The 24,571-nt window shown below is 37.1% G+C and carries 24 protein-coding genes and 1 tRNA gene; 11 read left to right on the forward strand and 14 right to left on the reverse strand.

All coding sequences use genetic code 11. The features are described from left to right. Positions 1-20 precede the first annotated feature (20 nt). A complete protein-coding gene (locus JO178_RS06615) occupies positions 21-650 on the reverse strand; it encodes a TetR/AcrR family transcriptional regulator (RefSeq protein ID WP_047097234.1) in 630 nt (209 codons plus the stop codon). Between the two features lie 96 nt (positions 651-746). On the opposite strand from JO178_RS06615, the gene JO178_RS06620 reads away from it, so the two are divergent. From JO178_RS06620 to JO178_RS06635, 4 genes are all read left to right on the forward strand, one after another. After that, the gene (locus JO178_RS06620) at positions 747-1,373 is read left to right on the forward strand and encodes a TatD family hydrolase (RefSeq protein ID WP_291933317.1); all 627 of its coding nucleotides are present in this window, start codon (positions 747-749) and stop codon (positions 1,371-1,373) included. After that, on the forward strand, positions 1,366-2,091 hold the full coding sequence (locus tag JO178_RS06625; protein ID WP_291933319.1) for a tRNA threonylcarbamoyladenosine dehydratase: 726 nt from the start codon (positions 1,366-1,368) through the stop codon (positions 2,089-2,091). The genes JO178_RS06620 and JO178_RS06625 overlap by 8 nt, the downstream gene beginning before the upstream one ends. Beyond that, positions 2,091-2,462 (forward strand): ribonuclease P protein component, encoded by a 372-nt coding sequence (gene rnpA, locus JO178_RS06630; protein WP_291933321.1) that lies wholly within the window; start codon positions 2,091-2,093, stop codon positions 2,460-2,462. Before JO178_RS06625 ends, rnpA begins: the two co-directional genes overlap by 1 nt. Positions 2,463-2,601: 139 nt before the next feature. Then, positions 2,602-3,216: a DUF4126 domain-containing protein gene (locus JO178_RS06635; protein WP_291933323.1), complete on the forward strand. Its 615-nt coding sequence runs from the start codon at positions 2,602-2,604 to the stop codon at positions 3,214-3,216. 38 nt (positions 3,217-3,254) lie between these two features. On the opposite strand, the gene JO178_RS06640 is transcribed toward JO178_RS06635, so the two are convergent. From JO178_RS06640 to JO178_RS06695, 12 genes are all read right to left on the reverse strand, one after another. Next, positions 3,255-5,213 carry a hypothetical protein gene (locus JO178_RS06640; protein ID WP_291933325.1) on the reverse strand — a complete coding sequence of 653 codons (1,959 nt, stop codon included), beginning with the start codon at positions 5,211-5,213 and terminating at the stop codon, positions 3,255-3,257. Position 5,214: 1 nt separating this feature from the next. Further along, positions 5,215-5,766: an LPS assembly lipoprotein LptE gene (lptE, locus tag JO178_RS06645; RefSeq protein ID WP_291933327.1), complete on the reverse strand. Its 552-nt coding sequence runs from the start codon at positions 5,764-5,766 to the stop codon at positions 5,215-5,217. A gap of 55 nt (positions 5,767-5,821) precedes the next feature. Continuing rightward, a complete protein-coding gene (locus JO178_RS06650) occupies positions 5,822-7,111 on the reverse strand; it encodes a sigma-54 dependent transcriptional regulator (protein ID WP_291933328.1) in 1,290 nt (429 codons plus the stop codon). A 43-nt stretch (positions 7,112-7,154) separates the two neighbouring features. After that, on the reverse strand, positions 7,155-7,937 hold the full coding sequence (locus tag JO178_RS06655) for a hypothetical protein (RefSeq protein WP_291933331.1): 783 nt from the start codon (positions 7,935-7,937) through the stop codon (positions 7,155-7,157). 145 nt (positions 7,938-8,082) lie between these two features. Further along, a complete protein-coding gene (gene miaB / locus JO178_RS06660; protein ID WP_291933333.1) occupies positions 8,083-9,519 on the reverse strand; it encodes a tRNA (N6-isopentenyl adenosine(37)-C2)-methylthiotransferase MiaB in 1,437 nt (478 codons plus the stop codon). A 110-nt stretch (positions 9,520-9,629) separates the two neighbouring features. Then, positions 9,630-10,382, reverse strand: a complete 753-nt coding sequence (locus JO178_RS06665; RefSeq protein ID WP_291933336.1) for a hypothetical protein — start codon at positions 10,380-10,382, stop codon at positions 9,630-9,632. A 39-nt stretch (positions 10,383-10,421) separates the two neighbouring features. Further along, positions 10,422-10,835 (reverse strand): energy transducer TonB, encoded by a 414-nt coding sequence (locus tag JO178_RS06670; RefSeq protein WP_291933338.1) that lies wholly within the window; start codon positions 10,833-10,835, stop codon positions 10,422-10,424. Between the two features lie 3 nt (positions 10,836-10,838). Further along, positions 10,839-11,321: a hypothetical protein gene (locus JO178_RS06675; protein WP_291933341.1), complete on the reverse strand. Its 483-nt coding sequence runs from the start codon at positions 11,319-11,321 to the stop codon at positions 10,839-10,841. 152 nt (positions 11,322-11,473) lie between these two features. After that, positions 11,474-13,207 (reverse strand): thiamine pyrophosphate-dependent enzyme, encoded by a 1,734-nt coding sequence (locus JO178_RS06680; RefSeq protein WP_291933343.1) that lies wholly within the window; start codon positions 13,205-13,207, stop codon positions 11,474-11,476. A gap of 194 nt (positions 13,208-13,401) precedes the next feature. Further along, the gene (lysA, locus tag JO178_RS06685) at positions 13,402-14,601 is read right to left on the reverse strand and encodes a diaminopimelate decarboxylase (protein WP_291933345.1); all 1,200 of its coding nucleotides are present in this window, start codon (positions 14,599-14,601) and stop codon (positions 13,402-13,404) included. Positions 14,602-14,862: 261 nt separating this feature from the next. Continuing rightward, positions 14,863-16,086, reverse strand: coding sequence for a 3'-5' exonuclease (locus JO178_RS06690; protein WP_291933347.1), 1,224 nt, complete (start codon positions 16,084-16,086; stop codon positions 14,863-14,865). 146 nt (positions 16,087-16,232) lie between these two features. Next, positions 16,233-17,732, reverse strand: a complete 1,500-nt coding sequence (locus JO178_RS06695; protein WP_291933350.1) for a helicase HerA-like domain-containing protein — start codon at positions 17,730-17,732, stop codon at positions 16,233-16,235. A 142-nt stretch (positions 17,733-17,874) separates the two neighbouring features. Between JO178_RS06695 and JO178_RS06700 the strand changes: the two genes are divergently transcribed. The 4 genes from JO178_RS06700 (at position 17,875) to trxA (ending at position 21,249) form a co-directional block, all read left to right on the forward strand. Next, positions 17,875-18,936 carry a hypothetical protein gene (locus JO178_RS06700; RefSeq protein WP_291933352.1) on the forward strand — a complete coding sequence of 354 codons (1,062 nt, stop codon included), beginning with the start codon at positions 17,875-17,877 and terminating at the stop codon, positions 18,934-18,936. A 212-nt stretch (positions 18,937-19,148) separates the two neighbouring features. Then, complete coding sequence (locus tag JO178_RS06705) at positions 19,149-20,558, forward strand: MBL fold metallo-hydrolase (RefSeq protein WP_291933354.1); 1,410 nt, start codon at positions 19,149-19,151, stop codon at positions 20,556-20,558. Position 20,559: 1 nt separating this feature from the next. Next, complete coding sequence (locus tag JO178_RS06710; protein WP_291933356.1) at positions 20,560-20,931, forward strand: rhodanese-like domain-containing protein; 372 nt, start codon at positions 20,560-20,562, stop codon at positions 20,929-20,931. A gap of 18 nt (positions 20,932-20,949) precedes the next feature. Continuing rightward, positions 20,950-21,249 (forward strand): thioredoxin, encoded by a 300-nt coding sequence (gene trxA / locus JO178_RS06715; protein WP_291933359.1) that lies wholly within the window; start codon positions 20,950-20,952, stop codon positions 21,247-21,249. 67 nt (positions 21,250-21,316) lie between these two features. Here trxA and JO178_RS06720 read toward each other — a convergent pair whose 3' ends face one another. Then, positions 21,317-22,069 carry a nitrilase-related carbon-nitrogen hydrolase gene (locus tag JO178_RS06720; protein WP_291933362.1) on the reverse strand — a complete coding sequence of 251 codons (753 nt, stop codon included), beginning with the start codon at positions 22,067-22,069 and terminating at the stop codon, positions 21,317-21,319. Positions 22,070-22,317: 248 nt separating this feature from the next. Here JO178_RS06720 and JO178_RS06725 point away from each other — a divergent pair, with 248 nt between their 5' ends. The 3 genes from JO178_RS06725 (at position 22,318) to JO178_RS06735 (ending at position 24,499) form a co-directional block, all read left to right on the forward strand. Then, a complete protein-coding gene (locus JO178_RS06725) occupies positions 22,318-22,758 on the forward strand; it encodes a DUF6646 family protein (RefSeq protein ID WP_291933364.1) in 441 nt (146 codons plus the stop codon). A gap of 104 nt (positions 22,759-22,862) precedes the next feature. After that, the gene (gene rseP / locus JO178_RS06730; RefSeq protein WP_291933366.1) at positions 22,863-24,344 is read left to right on the forward strand and encodes an RIP metalloprotease RseP; all 1,482 of its coding nucleotides are present in this window, start codon (positions 22,863-22,865) and stop codon (positions 24,342-24,344) included. A gap of 81 nt (positions 24,345-24,425) precedes the next feature. After that, positions 24,426-24,499 (forward strand) — tRNA-Asn (locus JO178_RS06735). Positions 24,500-24,571: the final 72 nt, after the last annotated feature.

Consider the following 24,571-nt stretch of genomic DNA (forward strand, 5'->3'; position numbering starts at 1 on the left):
TATGAATATTTAACGTAATTTTAGTCTGCAGCGTATCCCAAAATTGCAAAAACACTCAATAAAAGATTCATCCGCACCTTTTTTTCTGCTTCTTTGGTATAGGTTTCTTCATTTTTACTAGGCACATACAGCTCGTAAAAATTTTTATTCCTGATCACAAATAAAGTTGAACCAATAATCATGGTCAGAATATCTTCAGGTTTAGGAGTAAATGTAAAGACTCCTGAAGCAACTCCTTTTTTAATAACCTCATCCAGTTTTTTTACAAACAACTGATAGAAATCCAGCAGCTCATCTTTTAAATTTTCTGTATGACGCAGCTCCTGAGTAACAAACCCATGGAAGTAATTGTATTTAAATAACTGGGAAACAATGTACTTGATCATTTCTCTCATCTGCATTTCGGGTTTTCCTTCCTTAATGGTATCTGCAAATTCCGAAAAATTCTCTCTTGTTTTTAGTACCCTGTATTGGTAAAGATAAGACATCATCTTTTCTTTAGAGCCGAAGTAGTAAGAAATCATTGCAACATTGATATTAGCTTTGGAGCATATATCGCGGACAGATGTTCCTTCGTACCCTTTTTTAGCAATTAACTCTTCAGCAATATCCAGTATGTGTATCTGTTTTTCTGTAAATTTTTTCTTCATGAAGTGTACTTTGAGTAAAGTTAAGAAATTTTTAACACATTTATAAACGATCGTTTAATAATTTTACATTAATTCTAAATAATAGTATTTTTGAGGATGGATTTTTTTGATTTTCATCATCATAAAAAAAATACTGAAAATGGTATTTATAATCTGAATATCGGAGAGACACCCCCGGACTTCCCTTATTCGGCAGGCATTCATCCGAATGATATTGATGTAAATAATGAGAAACAGCAGTTTGACTGGTTGCAGCGTATCCTTTCTCCCAACTGCTTTGCTATTGGAGAATGCGGCTTAGATTCATTGGTAAGTGTTGATCAGAAAACTCAGGAAGATTTTTTTTTAAAACAGATTCTTATAGCCAACGAAGTCAAAAGACCTATTATTATTCATTGCGTCAGAAAATTTTATGAGGTTATTTCTTTTAAAAAGAAAGCCGGACAACCTATGATTATTCATGGTTTTAACAAAAAAAGACGGATTGCCGAAGATCTGTTAGCCAATAATTTTTATCTGAGTTTTGGAAAAGCTGTTTTGTATAATCTATCTTTGCAGGATATTTTAAAAAATACTCCAATAGACAAAATCTTTTTAGAGACTGATAATGAAGATTTTAACATCAAAGAACTCTATCAGAAAGTTTCGGAGATAAAAGAGATTTCTTTGGAACAACTTAACGAACAAATTTTAGAAAATTTACACACGATAAGAAATGGATAAATACTGGCTGGAAAGAACTGAACTTTTAATCAAAGAAGACGGATTAGAAAAGCTGATGAAAGCAAATGTTCTGGTTGTAGGTCTTGGCGGAGTAGGCTCTTTTGCTGCAGAATTTCTTGCCAGAGCCGGTGTCGGAAGTATGACAATTGTAGATGGTGATACGGTGGACATTACGAATATCAACAGACAACTCCCGGCTTTACATTCTACCGTTGGAAAACATAAAGTGGAAGTGGTTGCAGAGCGCCTGCTGGACATCAATCCTGAACTTAAGCTCATCAAAATTAATGAATTTCTGAATCCTGAGAGAATGGATGAAGTACTGGACTCCGGAAAGTTTAGCTATATTCTTGACTGTATCGACAGTGTAACTCCAAAAATATGCCTGATAAAGGCTGCCAGAAGAAGAAAAATAAAAGTGATCAGCTCAATGGGCGCCGGTGGAAAAACCGACCCTAGCATGGTAATGGTGAGAGACATCAGCAAAACCCACAATTGTTTTCTGGCCAAGCAGGTCCGAAAAAGGTTAAAGAAGGAAAAAATCAATAAGGGTTTCAGATGTGTATTCTCCAATGAGATTCAAAAGGAAGAGAGCCTGAAAATGACGGACGGAAGCAACTTCAAAAAGTCATTTTATGGCACCATCAGCTTCATCCCGGCCATCTTTGGGCTATATGCAGCTGCCGAAGTAATCAATTATTTAGTGAAACAAGATTAATGCAGAATTTCAAATATCCTACCGCAGAAAAGCTCAAAAAAAACACTGAAATCAGTTTACTTTTCGAAAAAGGTAAATGGAGAACATGTGGAAATCTGAGAATCATTATTCTGAAAAATAAACCGGGATTACCCATAGAAAGCGGCAAATTTGGAGTTTCTGTATCTAAGAGGTATTTTAAGAGAGCAGTGCATAGAAACCGTTTAAAAAGGCTTTTGAGAGAATGTTACCGATTGAATAAAAATTTATTCAGAGAAGCTTTTGGAGAAAAAACTCTAGCCATGCTTTTTTGGGTTTCTTCCGAAATGCCCCAAAAATATCAGGATGTTGAAGCAGAGTTTATCAAACTTTGTGAAGCACAGAAAAAATAATTTTTCAATCATTGTTTACTTCAAGCCTGTTCCTGCAGATTTCAGAGGTTATATTTTTTGTTTTTACTAAATCCGGAATTTCATTACATCTCGGATACTTTTTGTAATTTTAGGGAAAACAATAAATCTGAAAGTTAATATGTTAGACCATGTTCCTTACTTTTCTTATGTCATCGGCGCATTTATCGGAATCGGATTGGCGGCGGCTACAGGGTTTCGGGTTTTCCTGCCTCTGTTTATTGTAAGTCTGGCTTCTTATTTTAACTGGATTCCCATGAATGAACAGTTTCAGTGGCTTGCAGGCTTACCTACCCTCATTACGACAGGAATTGCTACCATTGTTGAAATTTTAGCTTATTATATTCCTTTTATAGATCATTTATTAGATACTATTTCTGTTCCTATGGCTACTGTCGCCGGCTCTATATTATTTGCCAGCCAGTTTGCGGATCTGGGCACATTTCCACAGTGGGCACTCGCTCTGATTGCAGGAGGAGGAACAGCAGCGACGATCAGCTCCGGTTTTGCCGGAATACGGGCTGCTTCTACGGCTACCACGGGAGGATTAGGAAATTCTGTTGTAGGAACGACTGAAACAGCAGGAGCCGGCATTATGTCGATTCTGGCAATGGCAATGCCTGTAATTGCCGCAGTTTTAAGTATTATACTGATTATCCTGGTTATTGTTTTCGGGCGAAAAGCCTGGAAGAAATTACGGGGCAACAAAAAGATTCATAAAACCCCGGTTTCATAAAAATAAAAGGTACTGTTTTTAAGCAGTACCTTTCTATTTTAATTTTTACTTCTGAAATCTTTTATTTCCTGAATTTTAGACTCAAAATACTCTTTTTTCTCAGGTGTTTTCCTGATTAATATTTCAAATGCCTTGACGGCCTTGGTATAGAGTTTCTGTTCAAAATAAAGGTTAGCCAGCGTTTCTGTCATTAAATGTGAAATATCATCATTCTTTTCTTTAACGACATAGGTACTTTCTTCTTTCAGCTGGCTGATTTTAGGATTATTCTCAATAAAAGAATCAATCACTTTTTCTTTATTTTCAACTTTATCTTTTTCAACCTCTTCCGTTCTGTCGATTTTAAGCCAGCTTTGCCATGTATTGATAAAGCCGGGAACGTTACTGTCCAGAACCTGTTGCGCAGACTCTTTTACAGAAGCCTGAGACTCTTTTACCTGTATTGATTTCTCCTTCTCTTTTTCTTCCACTCTCAGACTGGAAATATCCGTACCAAAGAATGATACATTCATTACAGGAACTTCGTCTTTTACTCCTTCCGTTTCATCTTTGATATTTTCGGTATTTTCAGATTCTACCGGCTCAGAGATTCCTTCCGGTTCGGAAGTCATTTTCTCAGTAGTATCTTCCGTCTTATTTTCATCTTTCTCCTCAGTTTTAGCAGCTACGGGTAGCTTTTGATGTACAGCAGCATCTTTTTGGGGGTCAGACGTCTGTACAGATTTACTGATCAAAGAATCCGGCACATTGGTTTCAACACTCATGGGCTTCCAGGAAGACTGAACTTCAGAAACGGCTTCTTTTTCTTCTTCCGCACTTTCTCCGGTAGCTTCATCTTTTACAGGGTCAGAAAGTTCAGAAATACCCTCTGTGGAATTTGTCTCTGCCTCTTCAGCTTTTACCGGCTCTTCTTTTTCAGTTGACCAGAAATGAAAACTTTGGGTTTCCGCAAAACTAATTTCAGCATCAGATACCGGCTCAGGCTCTTCTTTTATCTCCTGAGGAACAGTTTTTGCCTCTTTCATTTTTTTCTCCACCTCTTCAATCAGGCGTCTCATTTCGTCTTCATGCTTATTAACATTTGACTGAGTACCTTCAGGGGTCTCTGGTGTTACCTCTTCAGTATTATGTGTCTGGATTTTAACATCAGGCAGAAATGCATCAGTTCCGTGGAAGCTAAGTTCAGCATCAGGCTGCTCAATATTATTCTCTTCTACTGAATCCAAAATCGCATCACTTTCAGCAGTTTCCTTTATTTCCTGAGCCTCTTCTTCAATAGTAACTTCAGGTAATAAAGCTTCAGTCTCATGGAAACTCAATTCTGCTTCCTGTTCTACTTCTCTGACTTCTGCTTCTGAAGAAATTTTATCTTCATCAATGATCGTTTCGGGCGTAAAATCTTCACCTGCATTTTCGTCTTTTACTTCCTCCTTTTCCGCATCTCCCAAAACAGGCGCTGTTGTCTGAGTTACCAGAACCCCCGATTCCATTGTAGATTCAATATCTATTTTTTCCTGATTTTCTTCATCAAGGAAATTTTCTTCTCCTTCAAAAAGAATCCGGTTTCTTTCACCGTTGATATAAAGATGTTTAACCTCCTGCGGAGTCTCTACTACACAGGATATATTTTCTTTTTCTTCCTCTTTTACAGGAGATTCATCTCTTCTGAGCGGGAACCCTTTGTCTTTATACCCGTACCGGGATGCTTTGTCAGCATTTTTAAGGATCTGTTTCTCTTCAGCAAACTCCTGCTTCGGGCTCTTTTGAATGATCCCGTTGATCAACTGATAAAGAATCTTTTTATCTGTAGTATAGGCTGCTGTTGTAGAAAGTTCTTTCTGATAATTACCTTGATCATAAAGATGTACCCCATACAAATGGAGCGCCCTGATATTTTGAATATAAGGAAAAGCATGAATCTCCTCTTTCAAAAGACCAAGATCTTCTGACTGAATATTTTTCGGATTTTTTATTAATTCTAAAACTCTTGGATTCATCTTACCAATTCGCTACAATGTCGTTAAATATCTTATTAATAATTCTATCGGTAACTATCTTCACCTGAGTACTTTCTATCATACTTTGTGATAAATCACTGTTAAAAGCTGCTTCATCAGAATAGGTTCTGTCAAAACTTGAATCCGGATGTACTTTATTTTCATAATGTACCTTCACAGTGATGGTAAGTTTGTTCTGAGCCTGCTGCACTACTCCTCCCGAAGGAGTGGTCTGTGTAGTGGAACTGATGGTTGTAGGAGTAATACTATAATCTGTAATTTCTCCTTCTATCAGAATATCAGGATTTTCTTTGGTTCCTTTCAATGTTGTTCTCTGCAGAAATCTGTTCTGAATATCTGTAGAGAATTGCTGGGATAATGTAGGGTTCACAAGAGCGGCATTATTAGGAAACTCGTTGATCTGAACTGTTTTTTCATCTGTTAATGATGATCCCGTAAAGCTATAACATGAGTGTAGAACTCCCAGCAAAACGAAAAGCATCCCCACTAATATTGGCCTTTTCAGACTAATATTTTTAATCTTAATATTCATTTTTTTATATTATTTCATGGAATTATATCAAAAGCTTTTTTACAAAAGCCGGATATTAATCTTCCAGATTATACTGTTTTATTTTTCTATATAACGTTCTCTGTGAAATTCCCAGTTCATCTGCTGCTCTGTTCCTGCGGCCCTTATGTTTTTCCAACGCTTTGATGATTAAATCTTTTTCATTATTCTGAAGAGACAGAGATTCAGGTTTATTTTCCTCTACCTCAATGTCTTCAATATCTTCATAAGTATCATCCGGTGTTGAAATAATCGTAGGAGTCTGGACTACCGGGGCATCATTATTATTTTCAAAATACAATAAAGATCCCTGATTGACCTGCGGCTGGCTTTCAGGAGTATAGATCCTGTTGATCAGATTTTTTTCATGACTGCTCAGGTCGCTTGTTCCTCTGTTCTTTATCAATTCCGAAGTTAAGGATTTTAAATCATTGATATCATTTCTCATATCAAAAAGAATCTTGTACATAATCTCCCTTTCACTCCCGAAGTCATTCTGTTTGGGAGTAGTCTGGCTGTTGACGACCATCGGAAGATGGGTTTCCATAGGGATATATTCCGCAAGTTTTTCTGCTGTTATATTCCTGTTTCTTTCCACAACAGTCATTTGTTCCACAAGATTCCTTAACTGGCGGATATTCCCGGGAAAAGAATAATTTTCAATATAATGTACTGCACTAGGCTCAAGTTCAAGCTCAGGCATTCTGTATTTTTCCGCGAAATCAATAGCAAATTTTCGGAATAACAAATGAATATCTCCCTTTCTTTCTCTTAAAGGAGGCATGTCAATCTGAACAGTATTCAAACGGTAGTACAGATCCTCGCGGAATCTTCCGTCATGAATAGCCTTCATCATATTAACATTGGTAGCTGCAACAATCCTAACATTGGTTTTCTGAACCTGTGAAGAACCCACTTTCATAAACTCCCCACTTTCCAATACTCTTAAAAGACGAACCTGTGTTTGCAGTGGTAATTCTCCTACCTCATCTAAAAAGATTGTTCCTCCGTCTGCTACTTCAAAATATCCTTTTCGGGTTGCTGTGGCTCCTGTAAATGCGCCTTTTTCGTGTCCGAATAATTCAGAATCTATAGTCCCCTCAGGAATCGCCCCACAGTTGACCACAATATACGGCTGATGTTTTCTTCTTGATTCTGAATGAATGATTTTCGGAATAAATTCCTTTCCCACGCCACTCTCTCCGATGACCAGAACGGAAATATCCGTAGGGGCAACCTGAATAGATTTTTCTAATGCCCTGTTGAGTGCCGGAAAGTTTCCGATGATTCCGAAACGATTTTTTATGCTTTGTAACTCGTTGCTCATAAGTAAATTTTTGATTATTGATTTAATGTCATCTACAGCTTTTCTATGCTCTGTAGACATTGTTAAGATAATGCGTATAGCCGTCTTTCATGGTCTTTGCCTCGTCATACGTCTGTAATGCTAACGCTTTTAAATCCAAATAATCCTTGTTTCTGATTTTAGAAACTTTACTTTTAAAGTATATATTTCCGGCAAAGTTGTATGCCTTCCTTTGTTTTTCAAAATTTTCAAGGGCTTTATCATATTTCCCCTGCTCACAGAAAGCTAATCCAGGCTGGTCATGATCAGACGTTCCCTTTACACAAGCTCTGACAGCAAATTGCATGTCAATAATCCCTGTAATTTTTTCGTTCTGTTCAAAGCCACGATAGGATATAGCTTTTACTATACCCGGGTTACCCGTTCTATTCTGAGACCTTACCGGCTCTTCAGGATAATATTTCCTCAGTATCTCAAAATCACGGATTACCCTGTTATAATCTCCCTGAAATTGAAACTGACCCCAGCTTTTGTATCCCAGAATATTTTCAGAAACCAGATCAATGGCTCTGTTGATTGCTATTTTCCGGGTAAAAAAGTTTCCGCTTTTAAAATATGGAATGCCCTTTTCTATATACCCCTCTATAAGATCGGAAGAAAGCTTGATCCTCTGATCAGCATATCCCTGAGATCCCCTTGTATCCTGCAACTCTGAAGCCCAGTTGTATAACTCACAAGCTTTTTTACAGTCTTCACCCTCTATTGCATTACAATTTACCTGTGCAATAGTATTGGTATAAACTATAAGTAACAAAAAGCTAAGGTAATACCTCTGAAACTTTTCCATCTTCAATTTTATAGATTAAATATTGATCATAATCTGCTTACCCTTTTATGATCCTTTCTTTTCTTCACAATTTACTAAAAATATGTCGGCAATATAACCGTACATTTATTTTCAGCATAATATTTTAAGTGTAATCAGCGTAATATTATTCGGCAATTCTCCCTAAAAGTGTGCCTTGTGTATTATCGTAAACAAAAACGTTCACAATGTCACCTATTTTCTGTTCTTCCGATTTATCAAAAACACATACGGCATTCTGTGAATTTCTTCCTTTCCATTGGTTTTCATTCTTTTTGGAAGTACCCTCGATTAAAATCTGATGCATTCTTCCTACATAAGATTTCATTCTCTTTCTTGAAAGCTCTCCCTGTAATGCAATTACCTCAGCAAGACGTCTTTGTTTTATATCTGCAGGAATATTATCATCCATTTTTTTGTGTGCAGGTGTTCCCGGTCTTTCTGAATACGCAAACATATATCCGTAGTCATATTCTACTTCCTGCATAAGGCTCAGCGTATCCTGATGGTCTTCTTCTGTTTCGTTACAGAATCCAACAATCATATCCTGTGAAAATGCAACTTCAGGAACGATTTCCTTCGCCTTTTTGATCAGTTCAAGATACTCTTCACGAGTATGCTGTCTGTTCATAGCCTGAAGCATATTGTTACTACCGCTCTGCACTGGAAGATGTACATATTTACAGATATTATCGTGCTTGGCCATCATGTGGAATACATCAAGGCTCATATCCTGTGGATTTGAAGTAGAGAATCTGATTCTCATTTCAGGAACAGCTTTAGCTACTAAATCAAGCAGCTGCCCAAAATTAACAGCAGTAGCTTTCTGCATTTCAGAAGCTTTGGCGAAATCCTTTTTAGGACCTCCTCCGTACCATAAATAAGAATCTACATTTTGACCCAAAAGGGTAATTTCTTTGTATCCGTTCTTCGAAAGATCTTTACATTCTTCAATAATAGAATGCGGGTCCCGGCTTCTTTCCCGGCCTCTGGTAAACGGAACTACACAGAATGTACACATATTATCACAACCTCTGGTAATGGTAACAAAAGCAGTCACCCCATTTCCACCCAGACGTACCGGATTAATATCTGCATAGGTTTCTTCTTTAGAAAGGATAACATTGATAGCATCTCTGCCGTCTTCTGTTTCCATCAATAGATTAGGCAAATCCCTATAAGCATCCGGCCCTACCACCAGATCAACCAACTGTTCTTCTTCAAGAAATTTAGTTTTTAATCTTTCCGCCATACATCCAAGAACCCCTACCGTCATATTCGGTTTTTCCTTCTTAAGATTTTTAAACTGGGAAAGACGCATTCTTACGGTCTGTTCTGCTTTTTCACGGATGGAGCAGGTATTAAGTAAAATAAGATCAGCTTCTTCTACCTTCATCGTTGTATTATATCCCTGCTCATTAAGAATGGATGCTACAATTTCAGAATCAGAGAAATTCATCTGACAACCATAGCTTTCCAAAAATAGTTTCTTAGAGTTCTCCGGTCTTTCTGCGATAGCAAAAGCTTCTCCCTGCTTTGTTTCGTCTATATATTTTTCTTGCACGATAATCAATTTAAAGTTCGGAATCTAAATCTCAGGGGTTATATGATGAATTTTATACTCCAAACAGATGAGTCTGCAAAGATACAAAATATTGTGACAGAATGGCAGGGCTAATATTCAGTATATATAACTGAAAAATTTAAGGGAAAAGAAATCCTTTCTTTAATAGGTATCTCACCATACAATGCGGGCTTCCAGGGCTTCTTCATCCTTGCAAGAGTTCTCATAAAATCAATATTAAAACTACGATTATCAATCTCAGGATAAATCCTAGGATTAGCAATCTGCCCGTTTTTATCAATATAAAACTCCAGATTTATGTTTCCCTGAACAGCGTAATCCTGAAAAATCATCATAAAATTATCATGAAAAAGGTTCTTAAATTTCTTTACACCTTCAGGATATTGTGCATATTTTACAAAATGACTGGCATTATATCCCGGTTTATAATTACTCATTATATCTTTGGGATAGAATATAAACTCTGTAACGGCGCCTATCTTTCTTTTATTAACTTCTGCAGGCTTCCAGTTCTTCAGATTTTGGATCAACAGTCTGGACAAATCGTATGCACATTTATTTTTTGCAATATTTGCCGTATCGGTATCTTTTATAAATTTAATTCCTTTTTCTTCCGTTACAATAATTCTTGGCTGATAAATTTCTCCGGCATCACATTCCTTTAAATTATTACTTACGAGATACTCATGGGCTTCTTTGTAAAAATTAACGCTTCCTCCTTCGTAAAACTCCTGATTCTTAGGGTACTCATCAAGAATTTGAGCGTTACATAAAACTGTACAGCCCGCGAAAAGGAGTACAATAATACCTTTTAAGGCAGTATACATTTTTTTTTCATTCATGGTAGTGTTTTTATTTGTTTTATTAGTCAAATATATATGCTAGTTAACGTCATAAAGATTATGCTCGAAATTGATCTTCATTATAAATTTAGAATCAATGGGAACCCCGTTTCTTACAGCAGGCTTCCATTTATTTTTCACTTTTTTAAGCGCATACTTCATATCATCAATAAACATTTCGTTGTTTTTGAACTTCGGAAGTATATCCACTTTATCAATTTTTCCTTTAGGATCAATATTAAATATAAAAGTTACCTCTCCCTGAACAGCATATAAAGCCATATCAATATAAGAGTAAACCATTTTTAAAAATTCTTTTTTAAAAGCTTCTTCTCCGCCCGGAAATTCTGCTTTCTGAAAACTTTCCTGTCCCTGATACCGGGGAACAACTGCCTGTGAAAATCCTTTAAAGCCTAAAAACAACAGCGGTAAAATTAAAAGATATTTTTTCATAGATTAATCGATGTCAGCGGATATTGAAGAAAAACTCATTTTAACTTTTATCTGGGAGGTTACGGGTAGTCCGTTGCAGGAAGCCGGAATCCAGTTTTTCTTAATCCTTCTCACCACATACTGCATATCATCAAAGAAAACCTCGCTGTTCGGAACCTTAGGAAAACCCGTTACATCAACAACTTTTCCTTTGGCATCCACGGTTAATGTAAATGTAAAATCTCCGGCCAGTGCATAGAAATCCGAATTCAGGTAGGCAAACATATATCTGTTTAAAATATTTTTGTAGACCACCACTCCGCCTTCATAAGCCGCCGGTTTAAAGTTAGGGCATTTCACGGCAACCTGCATAAAAGGTTCTTTAATATCTATTTTTAAAAGATTCTTATTATTGTCTTTGATAAAAGAATCATCTCTTTCTTCCTGGTCCTGTGCAAATGCAAAATGAGCAGCACAAAGAGCTAAAAACAAAAATATAGTTCTCATAATTTAAATTGTATTCATTAATTATTAAAAAGCAGGCAAAGGTAAATATTTACCACCTGTATCAAAAGAAAACTTTACGGAAAATATGAAGTTTTTATGTAAATTTTAAAGACTTATCGATCAGGAATACACTAAGCAACTTATATATTATTCTACAACAGTCCTTTTATATGTTTATAGTTGGATTTTACGGTTTCAAAAACTTCCTCCATTTTACCTCCCAGCATGAGCTGAGCCATAGATTTTGTCATTCCCATGACCTGTTCAAATTCTATCTTTGGCGGAAGAGCCAGTGCATTAGGATTTGTAAAGATATTCAGAAGATAAGGTCCGTTATGGTCCAGGCATTCTCTGATAGCACTCTCCACTTCTTCCGGCTCGTGAACATTTTTTCCGGGATACCCCATTGCACGGGCTACCATAGCAAAATCAGGATTAATCATATCGGTCTCATTATCCGGCATACCCCCTACTTCCATTTCAAGCTTTACCATTCCCAGGGTCCTGTTATTAAACACGATCAGTTTTACCGGAAGTTTATACTGAAAAATGGTAGCCATATCACCTAAAAGCATTGATAAACCTCCATCTCCGCACATCGCAATCACCTGTTTTTCAGGATGTGCCAAAGAGGCTCCTATAGCCATAGGCATCGCATTGGCCATTGATCCGTGATTAAAGGATCCCAGCATTTTTCGCTGTCCGGTTCCGGTAATGAATCTTGCTCCCCAGACGCAACACATTCCTGTATCTACAGTGAAAATGGCATCTTTTTCTGCAACCCTGTCTAAAGTATGGGCTACATATTCAGGCTGAATTGCATTTTCTTTACCCTGATCTTTCACATAGGTAAGCTGATTTTCTTTTACTTTTTCATAAAAAGCCAGCTGCTCATTAAGAAAATGTTCATCTGTTTTTTCTTTAAGCAACGGGAGGAGCGCCTTAATCGTTTCTTTAACATCTCCCGTCAGCCCAAGTTCCAGTTTTGCTCTTCTGCCTAATCTTTCAGTGCTTTCATCTATCTGTACAATTTTATTTTTTACCGGCATAAATTTCTGGTAAGGAAAATCTGTTCCCAGCAGGACCACCAGATCCGCTTCATGCATGGCGTGATAAGCTGACGGGTATCCCAACAGTCCAGTAAGTCCTATTTCATTGGGATTATTGGGCTGGATAGCCATTTTTCCACGAAACGAATATCCTACAGGGGCTTTCAATAACCGGGATAATTCCACTACTTCTTTATTGGCTTCTCCTGCACCTATCCCACAGTAAAGGGTTACTTTATTACTTTCATTAATAAGGCCGGCCAGATGCTTCAGTTCATCATCTGATGGTCTGATGACCGGATTGGTTTTAAATATTTGTGAAGAAGTCGTTGCATCTTCGGCATCAAGCTCCGATACATCGCCCGGAAGTCCGATCACCGAAACTCCTTTCCTGGATATAGCATGCTGAATAGCGGACTGAACGATCCGCTGTACCTGTTCAGGTCTGGTAATCATCTGATTATAATGGCTGCAATCGTCAAATAATTTAATGGTATTGGTTTCCTGAAAATAATCCATTCCCATTTCTTCGCTGGGAATCGTAGAAGCAATAACCAGCATTGGAACATGAGAACGGTGAGCCTCGTATACTCCATTGATCAGGTGTACATGTCCCGGGCCGCAGCTTCCCGCACATACCGCAAGACCGTCCAGTTCAGCCTCGGCCGCAGCGGCATAAGCCCCCACTTCTTCGTGCCTTACATGAATCCATTGAATACTGCTTTTTTTGACCGCAATATTTAAATGATTAAGACTATCGCCGGTGACTGCATAAATTCTTTTCACATTGGCTTTTTCGAGCATTTCTACAATTTGCTCTGCTATATTTTTGGCCATAATTAATAAGTTTGGTGTTCTATTTTTGTGAAAGCCGGAAATTTATTTAAAGTCATTCCCAGCTCTATCAAATTTAAATAATTAAATTGAATTTTCTGATGACTTATGCATTAAAAACTGCTTAATTCTGAGGAGTATATAAAAAAAAGCTCCACAACTGCGGAGCTTTTTATTGTATGTATTATATTATCATTTTAGATGACCTCGATCTGATTTCTCAACAAATCTTCAAATTCATCTCTTTTACGAATCAGATGTGCTTTCCCGTCTAAGAATAAAACCTCAGCAGGCTTCAGTCTTGAATTAAAGTTCGAACTCATTTCAAAACCATAAGCTCCCGCATTGTGGAAAGCCAGGATATCTCCTTCTCTTACTTCATGTAATTTTCTGTCCCATGCAAAAGTATCCGTCTCACAAATATTTCCAACCACAGTGTAGATTCTTTCTGCTCCTTTTGGGTTAGAAAGGTTTTCAATAAGATGGTAAGAATCATAGAACATAGGGCGGATCAGGTGGTTGAACCCTGAATTTACTCCCACAAAAACAGTAGCTGTCGTTTGCTTAATCACATTAGCTTTTACCAAAAGATAGCCACTTTTACCCACCAGAAATTTTCCGGGCTCAAACCAAAGTTCAAATTTTCTTCCTGTGGATTTAGAAAAATCAGCCAACACTTTTTCTACTTTCTTTCCTAATGTTCTAACATCAGTTTCTTCTTCACTGTCCTGATAAGGAATTTTAAATCCACTACCCATATCCAGGTATTTCAGATTAGGAAAATGCTCAGAAAGATCAAGCATGATATCTAAAGCCTGAAGAAAAACTTCCGGATCCTTGATCTCACTTCCCGTATGCATGTGAAGCCCCTCAACATTCAGGTTGGTACTCTTCATCACCCTTTCAATATGACGAAGCTGATGAATAGAGATTCCAAACTTACTGTCGATGTGTCCTGTAGAAATTTTATAGTTTCCTCCGGCAAAAATATGCGGATTGATTCTCACAAAAATCGGGTAGGAATTTCCGTATTTATTACCGAATTGCTCAAGAATAGAAATATTATCAATGTTAATATGAACTCCGAAAGCCATTGCTTCCTCTATTTCAGCTAAGTCAACACAATTGGGTGTGAACAAAATTTTCTCTTTCGGAAACCCTGCCTTTAGCCCAAGTTTAACTTCATTAATAGATACACAATCCAAAGAAGCACCCAAGTTCTTGACATACTTCAAAATGTTGATGTTTGTCAACGCCTTCGCGGCATAGAAAAACTTTGTGTGTTTTAAAAAAGAAGATGTAAGTTTTTCGTATTGAATTTTGATGGACTCAGCATCATAAACATACACCGGGGTGCCAAACTCATTGGCAATCTTTAATAATTCTTTTGAATTCATAATTTCATTTTAACATAAAAAAAGGCAGATTCTTACAAGAAGAGTCTGCCACATTGATTATTTTTTATGCAAGACAACTCTTTTAAATATTCCAAACCTTAGAGAACCTTACAGCTCCCTTTTTTCCAGTTTTAATTTGTTTAAAATTTTGCATTGCTTTTACTTATTTTTTACAAAAGTACTACTTATTTTTTTATTTTAAGAAAATTGCTTTGAAAAGCATCCTTATTTTCTGATCCCTGTCTCAAAACAGATTTCCCTTTATTTCGGTAACGGTAAGGTCTCAAAATCACCGCGAAGCAGCGCCAGTTGCAGTTCATTATTTAAATCTCCTGAAGATAAAGGTAAATCAATTTTAAGCTTGGCGAGCTTACTCAGGGTCTGAATCTGAGTAAATAATTCATAAAAACCAAATGAAACCACCTTTCCGTTTTCAATGATCAAAAATAATTTTTCACCCAGTTTTCTTCCGGATCCCAGCCAAAGCTCATTTCTTTTTCTGAATTCTATTTTTTGTTTTAATGCGGTACAGTCTTTAAATTCTTCCTGGGTTCCTAAAAACTCAACGGCTTTTGTTCCTTGGGTAAAGGATCTGAATTTTAAGATGGGTTTTTCTGTTTTATTGAGTTTATTCTTTTCAACAATATATTTATCATTTCTGAAATAAAGACCAAACGGCAAAACTTCTTTCTTCTTAGTATTCTTGGAGTTCAGAATTAATTTGGCAATAATATCCGTTCCGGTAAGTTCAAAATTAATCTGCTCAACCTCTCTCTGGATCTGTTCCCATTTTTTTGATTTAGAATTAAAAACTTTTTTCGAAAACTTATTAATATCCTGAATGTAATCCGAAAAAATAATTTTCCCCTTATCATCCTGAAAATAAACAAACCCTTTCTCATTGGGCAAATCCTGAGTCAGTTGCTTGATTTTGTTGATATAGGTTTTCGCATTGGTTTCTTCGTGCTGTTTCTGAATGATTTCGTTTCCGGTATCTTTCGAAATTAAAAGTTTAAAAAGCTCTAAAGTAGCTCTGGCATCTCCTTCAGCACGGTGATGGTTGGTCAAAGGAATCCCCAGCGACTTTACCAGTTTTCCCAATGAATAACTTACCTCATCAGGAATCAGTTTTTTTGCCAGAGGAATGGTATCTAAAGTATTGATTGTGAAATCATAACCCAGTCTTTTGAACGACTGACGAAGCATCCTGTAATCAAAATCGATATTATGACCTACCAATGTGGTATTTTGAGTAATTTCGATAACCCTGCGGGCAATTTCATGAAACTTCGGGGCAGTTTTAACCATTTTGGGGGTAATGCTCGTTAATTTCTGTACGAAAGGGGTGATATCACTTTCCGGATTCACCAGCGATATAAACTGGTCAGTAATCTTCTGACCATCATACCTGTAGATGGCAATATCTATAATGCACTCATGTCTATAACCTGCACCATTACTTTCTATATCTATAATTGAATACATCTGAATTTTTGCTAACCGCTTTTTTAATTTAAATTAATAATCCTCTAAACTGACATTGCCTGATCAGTAAGATAGCCTGCTAAAATAACAAAAAAATATATAAGATTTAACTGACCCCTTTCTAACAGAACGAACCTTCGAATCTATTATCTTTTCATAAATTTAAACATCTCCCGTAATGCTGTATTAGCTAAACTCTTCATAAGCGGGCTTTTCAATATTTGATCAAACACCGTTGGCTCCTGTTTCGCAGGTTTTGCACTTGAAGCAGGCCCTGAGTTCTGAACTGCCTGCCCCATTCTGGCACTCAAAATTTCATAGGCAGATTCCCTGTCAATAAACTTTTCGTATTTTGCAGCTAAAGCAGACTGGGAAGTAAGTTCTGAAATTTCAGCATCACTGAGAACATCCATTCTGGATTCCGGAGAAATAAGATAAGTATGCACCAGTGGTGTCGGAATTCCTTTTTCGTCCAGAGCCGTTATAAAAGCTTCTCCTATTCCTAAATTCTGAATCAGGCTTGATGCATTATAATATTCTGTAGTCGGGTAGTTTTCCACCGCTTTAGAGATTTCTTTTTTATCTTTTGCCGTAAACCCCCGGAGTGCATGCTGTATTTTCAATCCTAGCTGAGACAACACATTCTCAGGCACATCACCCGGAATCTGAGTAATGAAGTAGATTCCTACCCCTTTTGAGCGGATCAGCTTTACCATCGTTTCAATTTGTGAAAGAAGTACTTTTGATGCTTCATCAAAAATCAGGTGAGCCTCATCGATAAATAATACCAGTTTTGGTTTTCCGCTGTCTCCTTCTTCAGGAAACGTCATATAGATTTCTGCAAAAAGAGAAAGCATAAAACTTGAGAACAACTGCGGTTTATTCTGAATATCATCTACTCTTAAAATATTCACAACTCCTTTTCCGTCTCTTGTTTTCAGTAAATCATTAACTTCAAAGCTCAGTTCTCCGAAAAAGCCGGAAGCCCCTTGCTGTTCCAGTGCCACAATGGACCTCAGAATAGCCCCCAGAGAAGCCGGTGCTATGGATCCGTAATTCGCAGCAAGCTCCGCTTTTCCCTGGGCATTATCTGTCACATATTGCAATACTTTCTTTAAATCATTCAGATCAATAAGAGGAAGCCCTTTATCATCACAATATTTGAAAACAATAGACATAATGCTCTGCTGAGTATCATTCAGCTGCAGAATTTTACTCAGTAAAACCGGTCCGAATTCTGTAACGGTAGCTCTTAATTTCACTCCTTTCCCTCCGGAAATACTCATCAGCTCTACCGGAAATCCCTGCGGATTGTAAGGAAGCTGTGTTTTTGCATATCTTTCTTCAATAATGGCATTCATTTGCCCGGGTTCTGCAATTCCTGAAAAATCGCCTTTAATATCCAGAACAAGAGACGGAATTCCCGCATGAGAAAGCTGCTCTGCAAATACCTGCAGGGTTTTTGTCTTTCCTGTTCCGGTAGCTCCCGCGATAAGGCCATGACGGTTGATGGTCTTTAAGGGAATCGTTACGTTTACCTCGGGAACCACTTCTCCATCCAGCATTGCTTTTCCCAAAATAATATGATCTCCTTTCGGAGTATATCTAGCATTTAATTCTTCGATAAATTGTGTTTTGTCTGCCATCTAATCTCTTTTTAACTTATAAATATAAAATTTTTTATAAAACATTTCGAACCTAAAGTAATATTATACTATTAAGTTTTTGTTTTTAATCACAGTAAATTAATACTTACCTTCGGCATTGAAACAATATACGTACCCAAACATGAATTTATATAAAAAGAATTTTATTATCATCCTATCTTTTTTGTTTTCAGTTCTTTTTTCTCAACCAAGAAAACAACCGATCAATTTATCAGTAAAAGGGGATTTCACCCATGAAGCCACTTCAGTTATTTTCCCTCCCGTATGGTCCGGATTCCAGAGAGAAGCCATCTACTCTTATGATTTAAAAAACAGACACTTAGCGATCTCTTATATTCAGCAAAAAGATAAGAAAACCAAAACTACGCTTACGTTATACATATACCCCAAAATTTCGATTGATAATCAAAGACTTAGAGATTCGTTCACTTCATACGAATACGCTCTTAACCAGAACTCGGACAAGGGTACAGAGTTAAAGCCTTTATTCGGGAGCATTTCCAATGACCAGCTGAAGGTAAATTATATCTATTCTCTGTTTAGCCACTCAATGGGACAGGCAGATTTTTTTAAGGGTGTAAAATATGTAGAGAAAAATTCGCTCCTTTCCATTTATGAGTGTGGAGGCTGGGATTTTAAAATCAGAGTATCCAGTGATGACATGACAGATGAACAGTTAGCCGGACTTAAAAATAAGATTGAAAGCTATTTTGGAATTCTGCAAATTGCCTCCAGGAATCCCCTGCCCGTTAGTAAAATACCGGATATCATTCTTTCACCTACGGTAAAAAGAGATTCCATGATGGCCAATTCGGCAATTGCAGCTGCACAGGCAAAAATATACTGGCTCGGAAAAAACCTGGAACAGAAAGAGCTTTTGACAGGGTTTAATGACATGAGAATTGATTCCGAAGTATTTGCAATTGAAAAAATGGTGGAATTCTACAAACTCCATGAAAAAGACTGGCCTATGCATGATGACACCAAAAAATATTTTAATGAGATGGTAAGCATTGTTGACAACGGAAAAATTAAAGATCATATCTATGAAAAGTATAATAAAGTGATCAACTATGAAGAAGGATCTGCCGCAAGGGATGCTTATCTTAGATTTAAATCAGATCAAAACATTTCAGAAAACACCAACGAAATTTTGTACAAAATTTACTATAGATTAGAATAAATAATCACCTTATAAATCTGGTTTTCATTGAGAAAACATGATAAAAAACAGTATTTATAATTTAACATTATGTAAGGCATTATTTTTGTTGCCAAGAAAGCACTTCAGGTATTAGTGGTCTGTCTTATTGAAAGAAACTATCAATCGGATTTAACATTTCTTATACATTTCATCTAATACTTTGTATCTTTAACTATTAAATAAAATATCCAATGAAAGTTGAACAAATATATACAGGTTGTCTGGCTCAGGGTGCCTATTATATTGTATCAGAAAACGAAGCTGCCATTATTGACCCGTTAAGAGAAGTAAAACCTTATCTTGACCGTCTTGAAAAAGATAATGTCACGTTAAAATATATTTTTGAAACTCACTTCCATGCTGATTTTGTTTCAGGACATCTGGATCTAAGTGAAAAAACAGGTGCTCCGATTGTATACGGTCCCACGGCCGCTCCGGAATTTGAAGCCATTATCGCGGAAGACCAGCAAATCTTTAAAATTGGAAATATAAAAATAAAAGTTCTCCATACTCCCGGTCATACCATGGAAAGCAGTACCTATCTTTTGATTGACGAAAACGGGACTGAAACAGCAATCTTTACCGGAGACACTTTATTTTTAGGAGACGTGGGAAGACCAGATCTGGCTCAGAAAGCAACAAACCTTACTCAGGAAGATCTTGCCGGAATTTTATACGACAGTCTTCAAAACAAAATCATGCCTTTAGATGACAGCATTACTGTTTATCCGGCGCATGGTGCGGGTTCTGCCTGTGGAAAAAACATGCAGAAGGAAACCGTAGATATTCTGGGGAATCAGAAAAAAACAAATTATGCGCTGAATCAACCCGATAAAGAATCTTTTATCAGAGAGGTACTGGATGGTTTAACGGCCCCACCTAAATATTTCGGAATGAATGTAGCATTGAACAAAGGAGGATATGAAAGTCTGGATATTGTGATGAACAAAGGCTTACACCCTGTTGCGGCTGAAGATCTTGAAGGGCTTATTGAAGAAACAGGAGCTTTGATTTTAGATACCAGAGGTGCAGCAGAATTCCACAAAGGTTTTATTCCTAACTCAATCAATATCGGGCTTAAAGGAGATTTTGCCCCATGGGTAGGAACTTTGATTGTAGACATCAAACATCCGCTGTTATTAGTAACAGACGAGGGGACTGAAGAAGAGGTAATTACTCGATTAAGCAGAGTTGGTTTTGACAATGTCATAGGGTATTTAAAAGGAGGCTTTACAGCATGGAAAAATGCAGGTCTGGAAACAGATGAAATTAAAAGAATTACTCCTGCTGAATTTGCAAAACAGTTTACGCAGGATGCCAAAGTAATTGATGTCAGAAAATTAACAGAATACTCTGCTGAGCATATTGACAACGCATACAACAAACCACTGGATACCATCAGTGACTGGGCGCGCAGTATTGATGACTCTGAACATTTCTTCCTGCATTGTGCCGGAGGTTACAGAAGTATGATTGCAGCCAGCATTCTCAACTCGCACGGAATCAGAAATTTCACTGAAATTGAAGGGGGATTTAACGGGATTAAAAAAACCGAAAAATTCCCGACAACAGATTTTGTATGCCAGTCTAAAACATCATAAAATGAAGAGTAAATTTTGGGGAATTGTGTTAGCATCATCCTTTATGCTGACTGCCTGCGGAACAAACCATGCAGTCCTTGCACCAAAAGGCAATATTAAAGAAGTCGTCAACAGCTCTGATGTAATACTGGTAGATGTAAGAATTCCGGAACAGTATGCTGCCGGAACAGCTAAAAATGCAATCAATATTCCTTTGGCAGAAATTCAGAATCATATAGAAACCCTGAAAGGGAAAAAAGTTGTTGTATTTTGCAATAAAGGCATTCAGGCAGATCAGGCGATGGAAATCCTATCGAAAAACGGAGTGGACGCTTACGACGGAACAAGCTGGAAGAATGTAAAAGCGATCCAGAATGAAACTGATAAAAAATAACAGATTAAGCTAAAAACTATGTCACAAAAATTTCAGGAAATCATTAATTCCGAAAGACCGGTACTTATTGACTTCTTTGCCACCTGGTGTCAGCCCTGCAAAGTACAGTCGTCGGTTTTAAACAGTGTAAAAGAAAATGTTGGCGAAGGAGCCAGAATTATAAAAGTGGACATTGACCAGTATCCCGCTATTGCCTCACAATACGGGGTTCGCAGCGTACCAACTTTAATGGTTTTCAAAAAAGGTGAACTGCTGTGGAAAGAAAGCGGAGTACGTGACGTTAATACGCTGACCCGGCTTTTACAACAATACATATAATATTGCATAGAATATCTAAAAACATTAAGGCTGAGAAGGAATAACATCTGGCTTAGCCTTATTTATTTTATAGCCGAATGGAAAAATCATCCCGGTCATTAAGAAACTGGAAATGAGTTCTGAAATCATTCAGCTCATCCATATCCAATTCTGCCGATACTCTGTTTCCGTTTTTACTGGAAATTTCTTTTCCGTCAGCAAAGAAACAGTGAGAACTTTCCTGATAGAAAAGATTATTCCCGTCCGTCCCGATTCTGTTTAATCCAAAAACAAAGGCCAGATTTTCAATAGCTCTTGCTTTCAAAAGATGTTCCCATGCTCCTACTCTTTTTTCCGGCCAGTTGGCCACATACAATATAGCATCATAATCATCATTATTCCTTGCAAAAACAGGGAAACGAAGATCATAACACACCTGAAGCAAAAACCGGACTCCCTGATAATTTACAATCACTCTTTTGTTACCCGGAGTATAAACTTTATCTTCTCCTGAAAAAGAAAACAAATGTCTTTTATCATAAAACAGGGTTTCACCATCAGGCTGTACAAAATACATTCTATTGTAAAAATGACCATTCTGCTCTACCGGAGCACTTCCGCAGAATGCCGTATTCTTTTCTTTTGAAATCTTTTTTAAAAACTCCAGAGACTCTTCATTTCTGTCTGAAACTTCAGCGGCATCCATACAGAAACCTGTCGAAAACATCTCGGGTAAAAGAAAAATATCTGCCTGCTGGTTTTGCAGCTCATTTTCAATAATTCTAAAATTTTCCGCTTTATTTTTCCAGACGATATCTAAATTAAGCCCTACAATTTTCATCTTTAATTACTTTTAAATTATTTCAATCCGATGTATAAAAATACACCTTTTATTTTTACCAAAAAACAAGCTAATCACATCTAAATCTGATCTGCGCAACGGTTAGCGGGATCCATATTTAAAAATATTTATCAAAAACCGGATTTCTTAATAATTCATAAAGTATTTTCTTTTTATAAACTCATGCATTTTCGGTTTCATTTTTGATGTTTGGTATTTTTTATTAATATCATTAAAAATTAGAATTTATGAAGAAATTGGTTTTTATGGTGATGCTAGCCTTTTTTGGAACTGTAGCTCATGCTCAGGCATGGACCGGAAAAGGAGACCAGAAAATTCAGTTGGGACTGAGCGCCTGGGGATACGGAACGGGTATTACGGGAACGTATGATTATGGTCTTAACAAACTTATATCAGTAGGTGCCGGTATTAATGGTTATTTCGACAATTATAAGGATAATGACAAGGATAACCGCGTATTTGTTTTCGGGAGACTGAATTTTCACTTACAGGATGCATTAAATCTGCCGGCAAAATGGGATATTTATCCGGGTGTTGACCTTGGGGTTCTTGGAAAAGACTTTGGAATAGGGGCCCATATCGGAGCCCGATACTTTTTCACAGAAAGAATAGGTGTTTTTGCAGAGGTTGGTAACAACGGAAGCCTTGGTGTCTCATTTAATTTATAATCAATGTCTTTAAATATGACAAAGCTTCTCGTTTCGGGAGGCTTTTTTATTTGGCATAGTTTTGATAATTGTTACCTTTGCAAATTAAAATCTAAAATTTATTAATGGAAATAGCAATAAAACTCTTCCAGTTCATTCTGAGTATCTCTATACTTGTAGTTCTTCATGAACTCGGGCACTTCTTACCGGCCAAATGGTTTAAGACAAGAGCAGAAAAATTCTTCCTATTTTTTGATCCGTGGTTTTCCATTTTCTCAATGAAAAAAATCAACGGAAAGTGGAAATATAAATTTTTCTCACAAAATCTTCCGGACACTGAAGTAATAGAGGTAAACGGAAAAAAAGAAGAAGTTCCTATCGATATATCAAAACTTCCTGACAGCGACTGGAGAAAACATCCTGAGCAAACCAAATACGGAATCGGATGGCTGCCTTTCGGGGGATATGTGAAGATTGCCGGAATGGTGGATGAAAGTATGGATACTGCACAACTTAAAAAAACCGCAGAACCATGGGAGTTCAGAGCAAAACCGGCTTGGCAGAGATTAATCATTATGCTGGGCGGAGTTACAGTAAACTTTTTCCTGGCGTGGATTATATTCTCAGCCTTAGTAGGTAAGAACGGAGAAAATATCTTTGAAGCAGATAAAATCACTACCCCGCTTCACTATACGGAAGCTGCAAAGAAAATGGGCTTTCAGGACGGGGATAAAATATTAAAAGTAGACGGCAATACTCAGAAAGATTTCAAGAAACTGGCTTTAGATGTTTTGTTAAGTGACGAAATAACAGTTTTAAGAGACGGAAAAGAAGTGACCTTCCCTACCAGTGATGACGGAAAAGCAATTGCTTTTCAGGATCCTGAACCTAAAGCTTTCCTAACACCAAGAATGACTCCGATCGTTGATACTATTGTAACAAAATCTACGATAGATGCAGGGTTGAAGGTAGGAGACAAAATTCTTTCTGTCAACGGAAAACCGATTACCTATTACGACGAATTAAAGCCTTTGGTAATTCCTAATGCAGGAAAAGTTACAGATTTTAAGGTATTAAGAGATAATCAGGAGCAAGATTTAAAAATTCCGGTTTCTAAAGAAGGAACTATCGGCATCTTATCTTTCAAGGAAATGGAAAAATATTCTGTTCATAATGATTATAGCTTCTTCGGATCCATCAAAAGAGGATTCACCCTTACTATTGAAAGTTTAACTTATCAAATCAAACAGTTTAAGCTGATTTTCAATAAAAAAGTACAGGGATACAAGAAAGTGGGCGGTCCTATCGCGATCGTAAAAAACATGCCTGTCAACAAAGATGCTAAAGGAAATGTTTCTATTGACTGGACTGCATTCTGGGGATTCACAGCAATGTTCTCCGTATGGCTGGCATTCTTAAACCTTATTCCTATTCCGGGACTTGATGGCGGACACGTTTTATTTACGTTATACGAAATTATCGTAGGAAAGCCTGTTCCTCAAAAAGTACTTGAAAATGCCCAGATGGTAGGAGTTATCTTCCTGTTAGGCTTAATGTTACTTATTTTCGGAAGTGATATTTTCAAAATGATCACCGGAGGTTTATAATTTTTTTAAAAATATTTCTTAAAAATATTTGCAGGGTATAAATATTCGTCCTATATTTGCACCACTTAAAAACAAGGACATTCCTCCTTAGCTCAGTTGGTTAGAGCATCTGACTGTTAATCAGAGGGTCGCTGGTTCGAGCCCAGCAGGAGGAGCAAAAAGACTTACATTTCTGTAAGTCTTTTTTTTGTTTAAAAACTTTACCTATTTACAGGAAAAATACCTAT

This window comes from Chryseobacterium sp., assembly GCF_019236175.1.
GTDB lineage: Bacteria > Bacteroidota > Bacteroidia > Flavobacteriales > Weeksellaceae > Chryseobacterium.

Bases quoted from the DNA above. Each gene is read 5' to 3' on its own strand.
- JO178_RS06690 (WP_291933347.1), bottom strand. From the start codon at position 16,086: ATGTATTCAATTATAGATATAGAAAGTAATGGTGCAGGTTATAGACAT.
- JO178_RS06705 (WP_291933354.1), top strand. From the start codon at position 19,149: ATGAAAGTTGAACAAATATATACAGGTTGTCTGGCTCAGGGTGCCTAT.
- lptE (WP_291933327.1), bottom strand. From the start codon at position 5,766: ATGAATATTAAGATTAAAAATATTAGTCTGAAAAGGCCAATATTAGTG.
- JO178_RS06620 (WP_291933317.1), top strand. From the start codon at position 747: ATGGATTTTTTTGATTTTCATCATCATAAAAAAAATACTGAAAATGGT.
- JO178_RS06700 (WP_291933352.1), top strand. From the start codon at position 17,875: ATGAATTTATATAAAAAGAATTTTATTATCATCCTATCTTTTTTGTTT.
- JO178_RS06710 (WP_291933356.1), top strand. From the start codon at position 20,560: ATGAAGAGTAAATTTTGGGGAATTGTGTTAGCATCATCCTTTATGCTG.
- JO178_RS06680 (WP_291933343.1), bottom strand. From the start codon at position 13,207: ATGGCCAAAAATATAGCAGAGCAAATTGTAGAAATGCTCGAAAAAGCC.
- JO178_RS06615 (WP_047097234.1), bottom strand. From the start codon at position 650: ATGAAGAAAAAATTTACAGAAAAACAGATACACATACTGGATATTGCT.
- JO178_RS06725 (WP_291933364.1), top strand. From the start codon at position 22,318: ATGAAGAAATTGGTTTTTATGGTGATGCTAGCCTTTTTTGGAACTGTA.
- JO178_RS06650 (WP_291933328.1), bottom strand. From the start codon at position 7,111: ATGAGCAACGAGTTACAAAGCATAAAAAATCGTTTCGGAATCATCGGA.
- lysA (WP_291933345.1), bottom strand. From the start codon at position 14,601: ATGAATTCAAAAGAATTATTAAAGATTGCCAATGAGTTTGGCACCCCG.
- trxA (WP_291933359.1), top strand. From the start codon at position 20,950: ATGTCACAAAAATTTCAGGAAATCATTAATTCCGAAAGACCGGTACTT.
- JO178_RS06655 (WP_291933331.1), bottom strand. From the start codon at position 7,937: ATGGAAAAGTTTCAGAGGTATTACCTTAGCTTTTTGTTACTTATAGTT.
- rnpA (WP_291933321.1), top strand. From the start codon at position 2,091: ATGCAGAATTTCAAATATCCTACCGCAGAAAAGCTCAAAAAAAACACT.
- JO178_RS06670 (WP_291933338.1), bottom strand. From the start codon at position 10,835: ATGAAAAAATATCTTTTAATTTTACCGCTGTTGTTTTTAGGCTTTAAA.
- JO178_RS06695 (WP_291933350.1), bottom strand. From the start codon at position 17,732: ATGGCAGACAAAACACAATTTATCGAAGAATTAAATGCTAGATATACT.
- JO178_RS06720 (WP_291933362.1), bottom strand. From the start codon at position 22,069: ATGAAAATTGTAGGGCTTAATTTAGATATCGTCTGGAAAAATAAAGCG.
- JO178_RS06675 (WP_291933341.1), bottom strand. From the start codon at position 11,321: ATGAGAACTATATTTTTGTTTTTAGCTCTTTGTGCTGCTCATTTTGCA.
- JO178_RS06625 (WP_291933319.1), top strand. From the start codon at position 1,366: ATGGATAAATACTGGCTGGAAAGAACTGAACTTTTAATCAAAGAAGAC.
- rseP (WP_291933366.1), top strand. From the start codon at position 22,863: ATGGAAATAGCAATAAAACTCTTCCAGTTCATTCTGAGTATCTCTATA.
- JO178_RS06635 (WP_291933323.1), top strand. From the start codon at position 2,602: ATGTTAGACCATGTTCCTTACTTTTCTTATGTCATCGGCGCATTTATC.
- JO178_RS06640 (WP_291933325.1), bottom strand. From the start codon at position 5,213: ATGAATCCAAGAGTTTTAGAATTAATAAAAAATCCGAAAAATATTCAG.
- JO178_RS06665 (WP_291933336.1), bottom strand. From the start codon at position 10,382: ATGAATGAAAAAAAAATGTATACTGCCTTAAAAGGTATTATTGTACTC.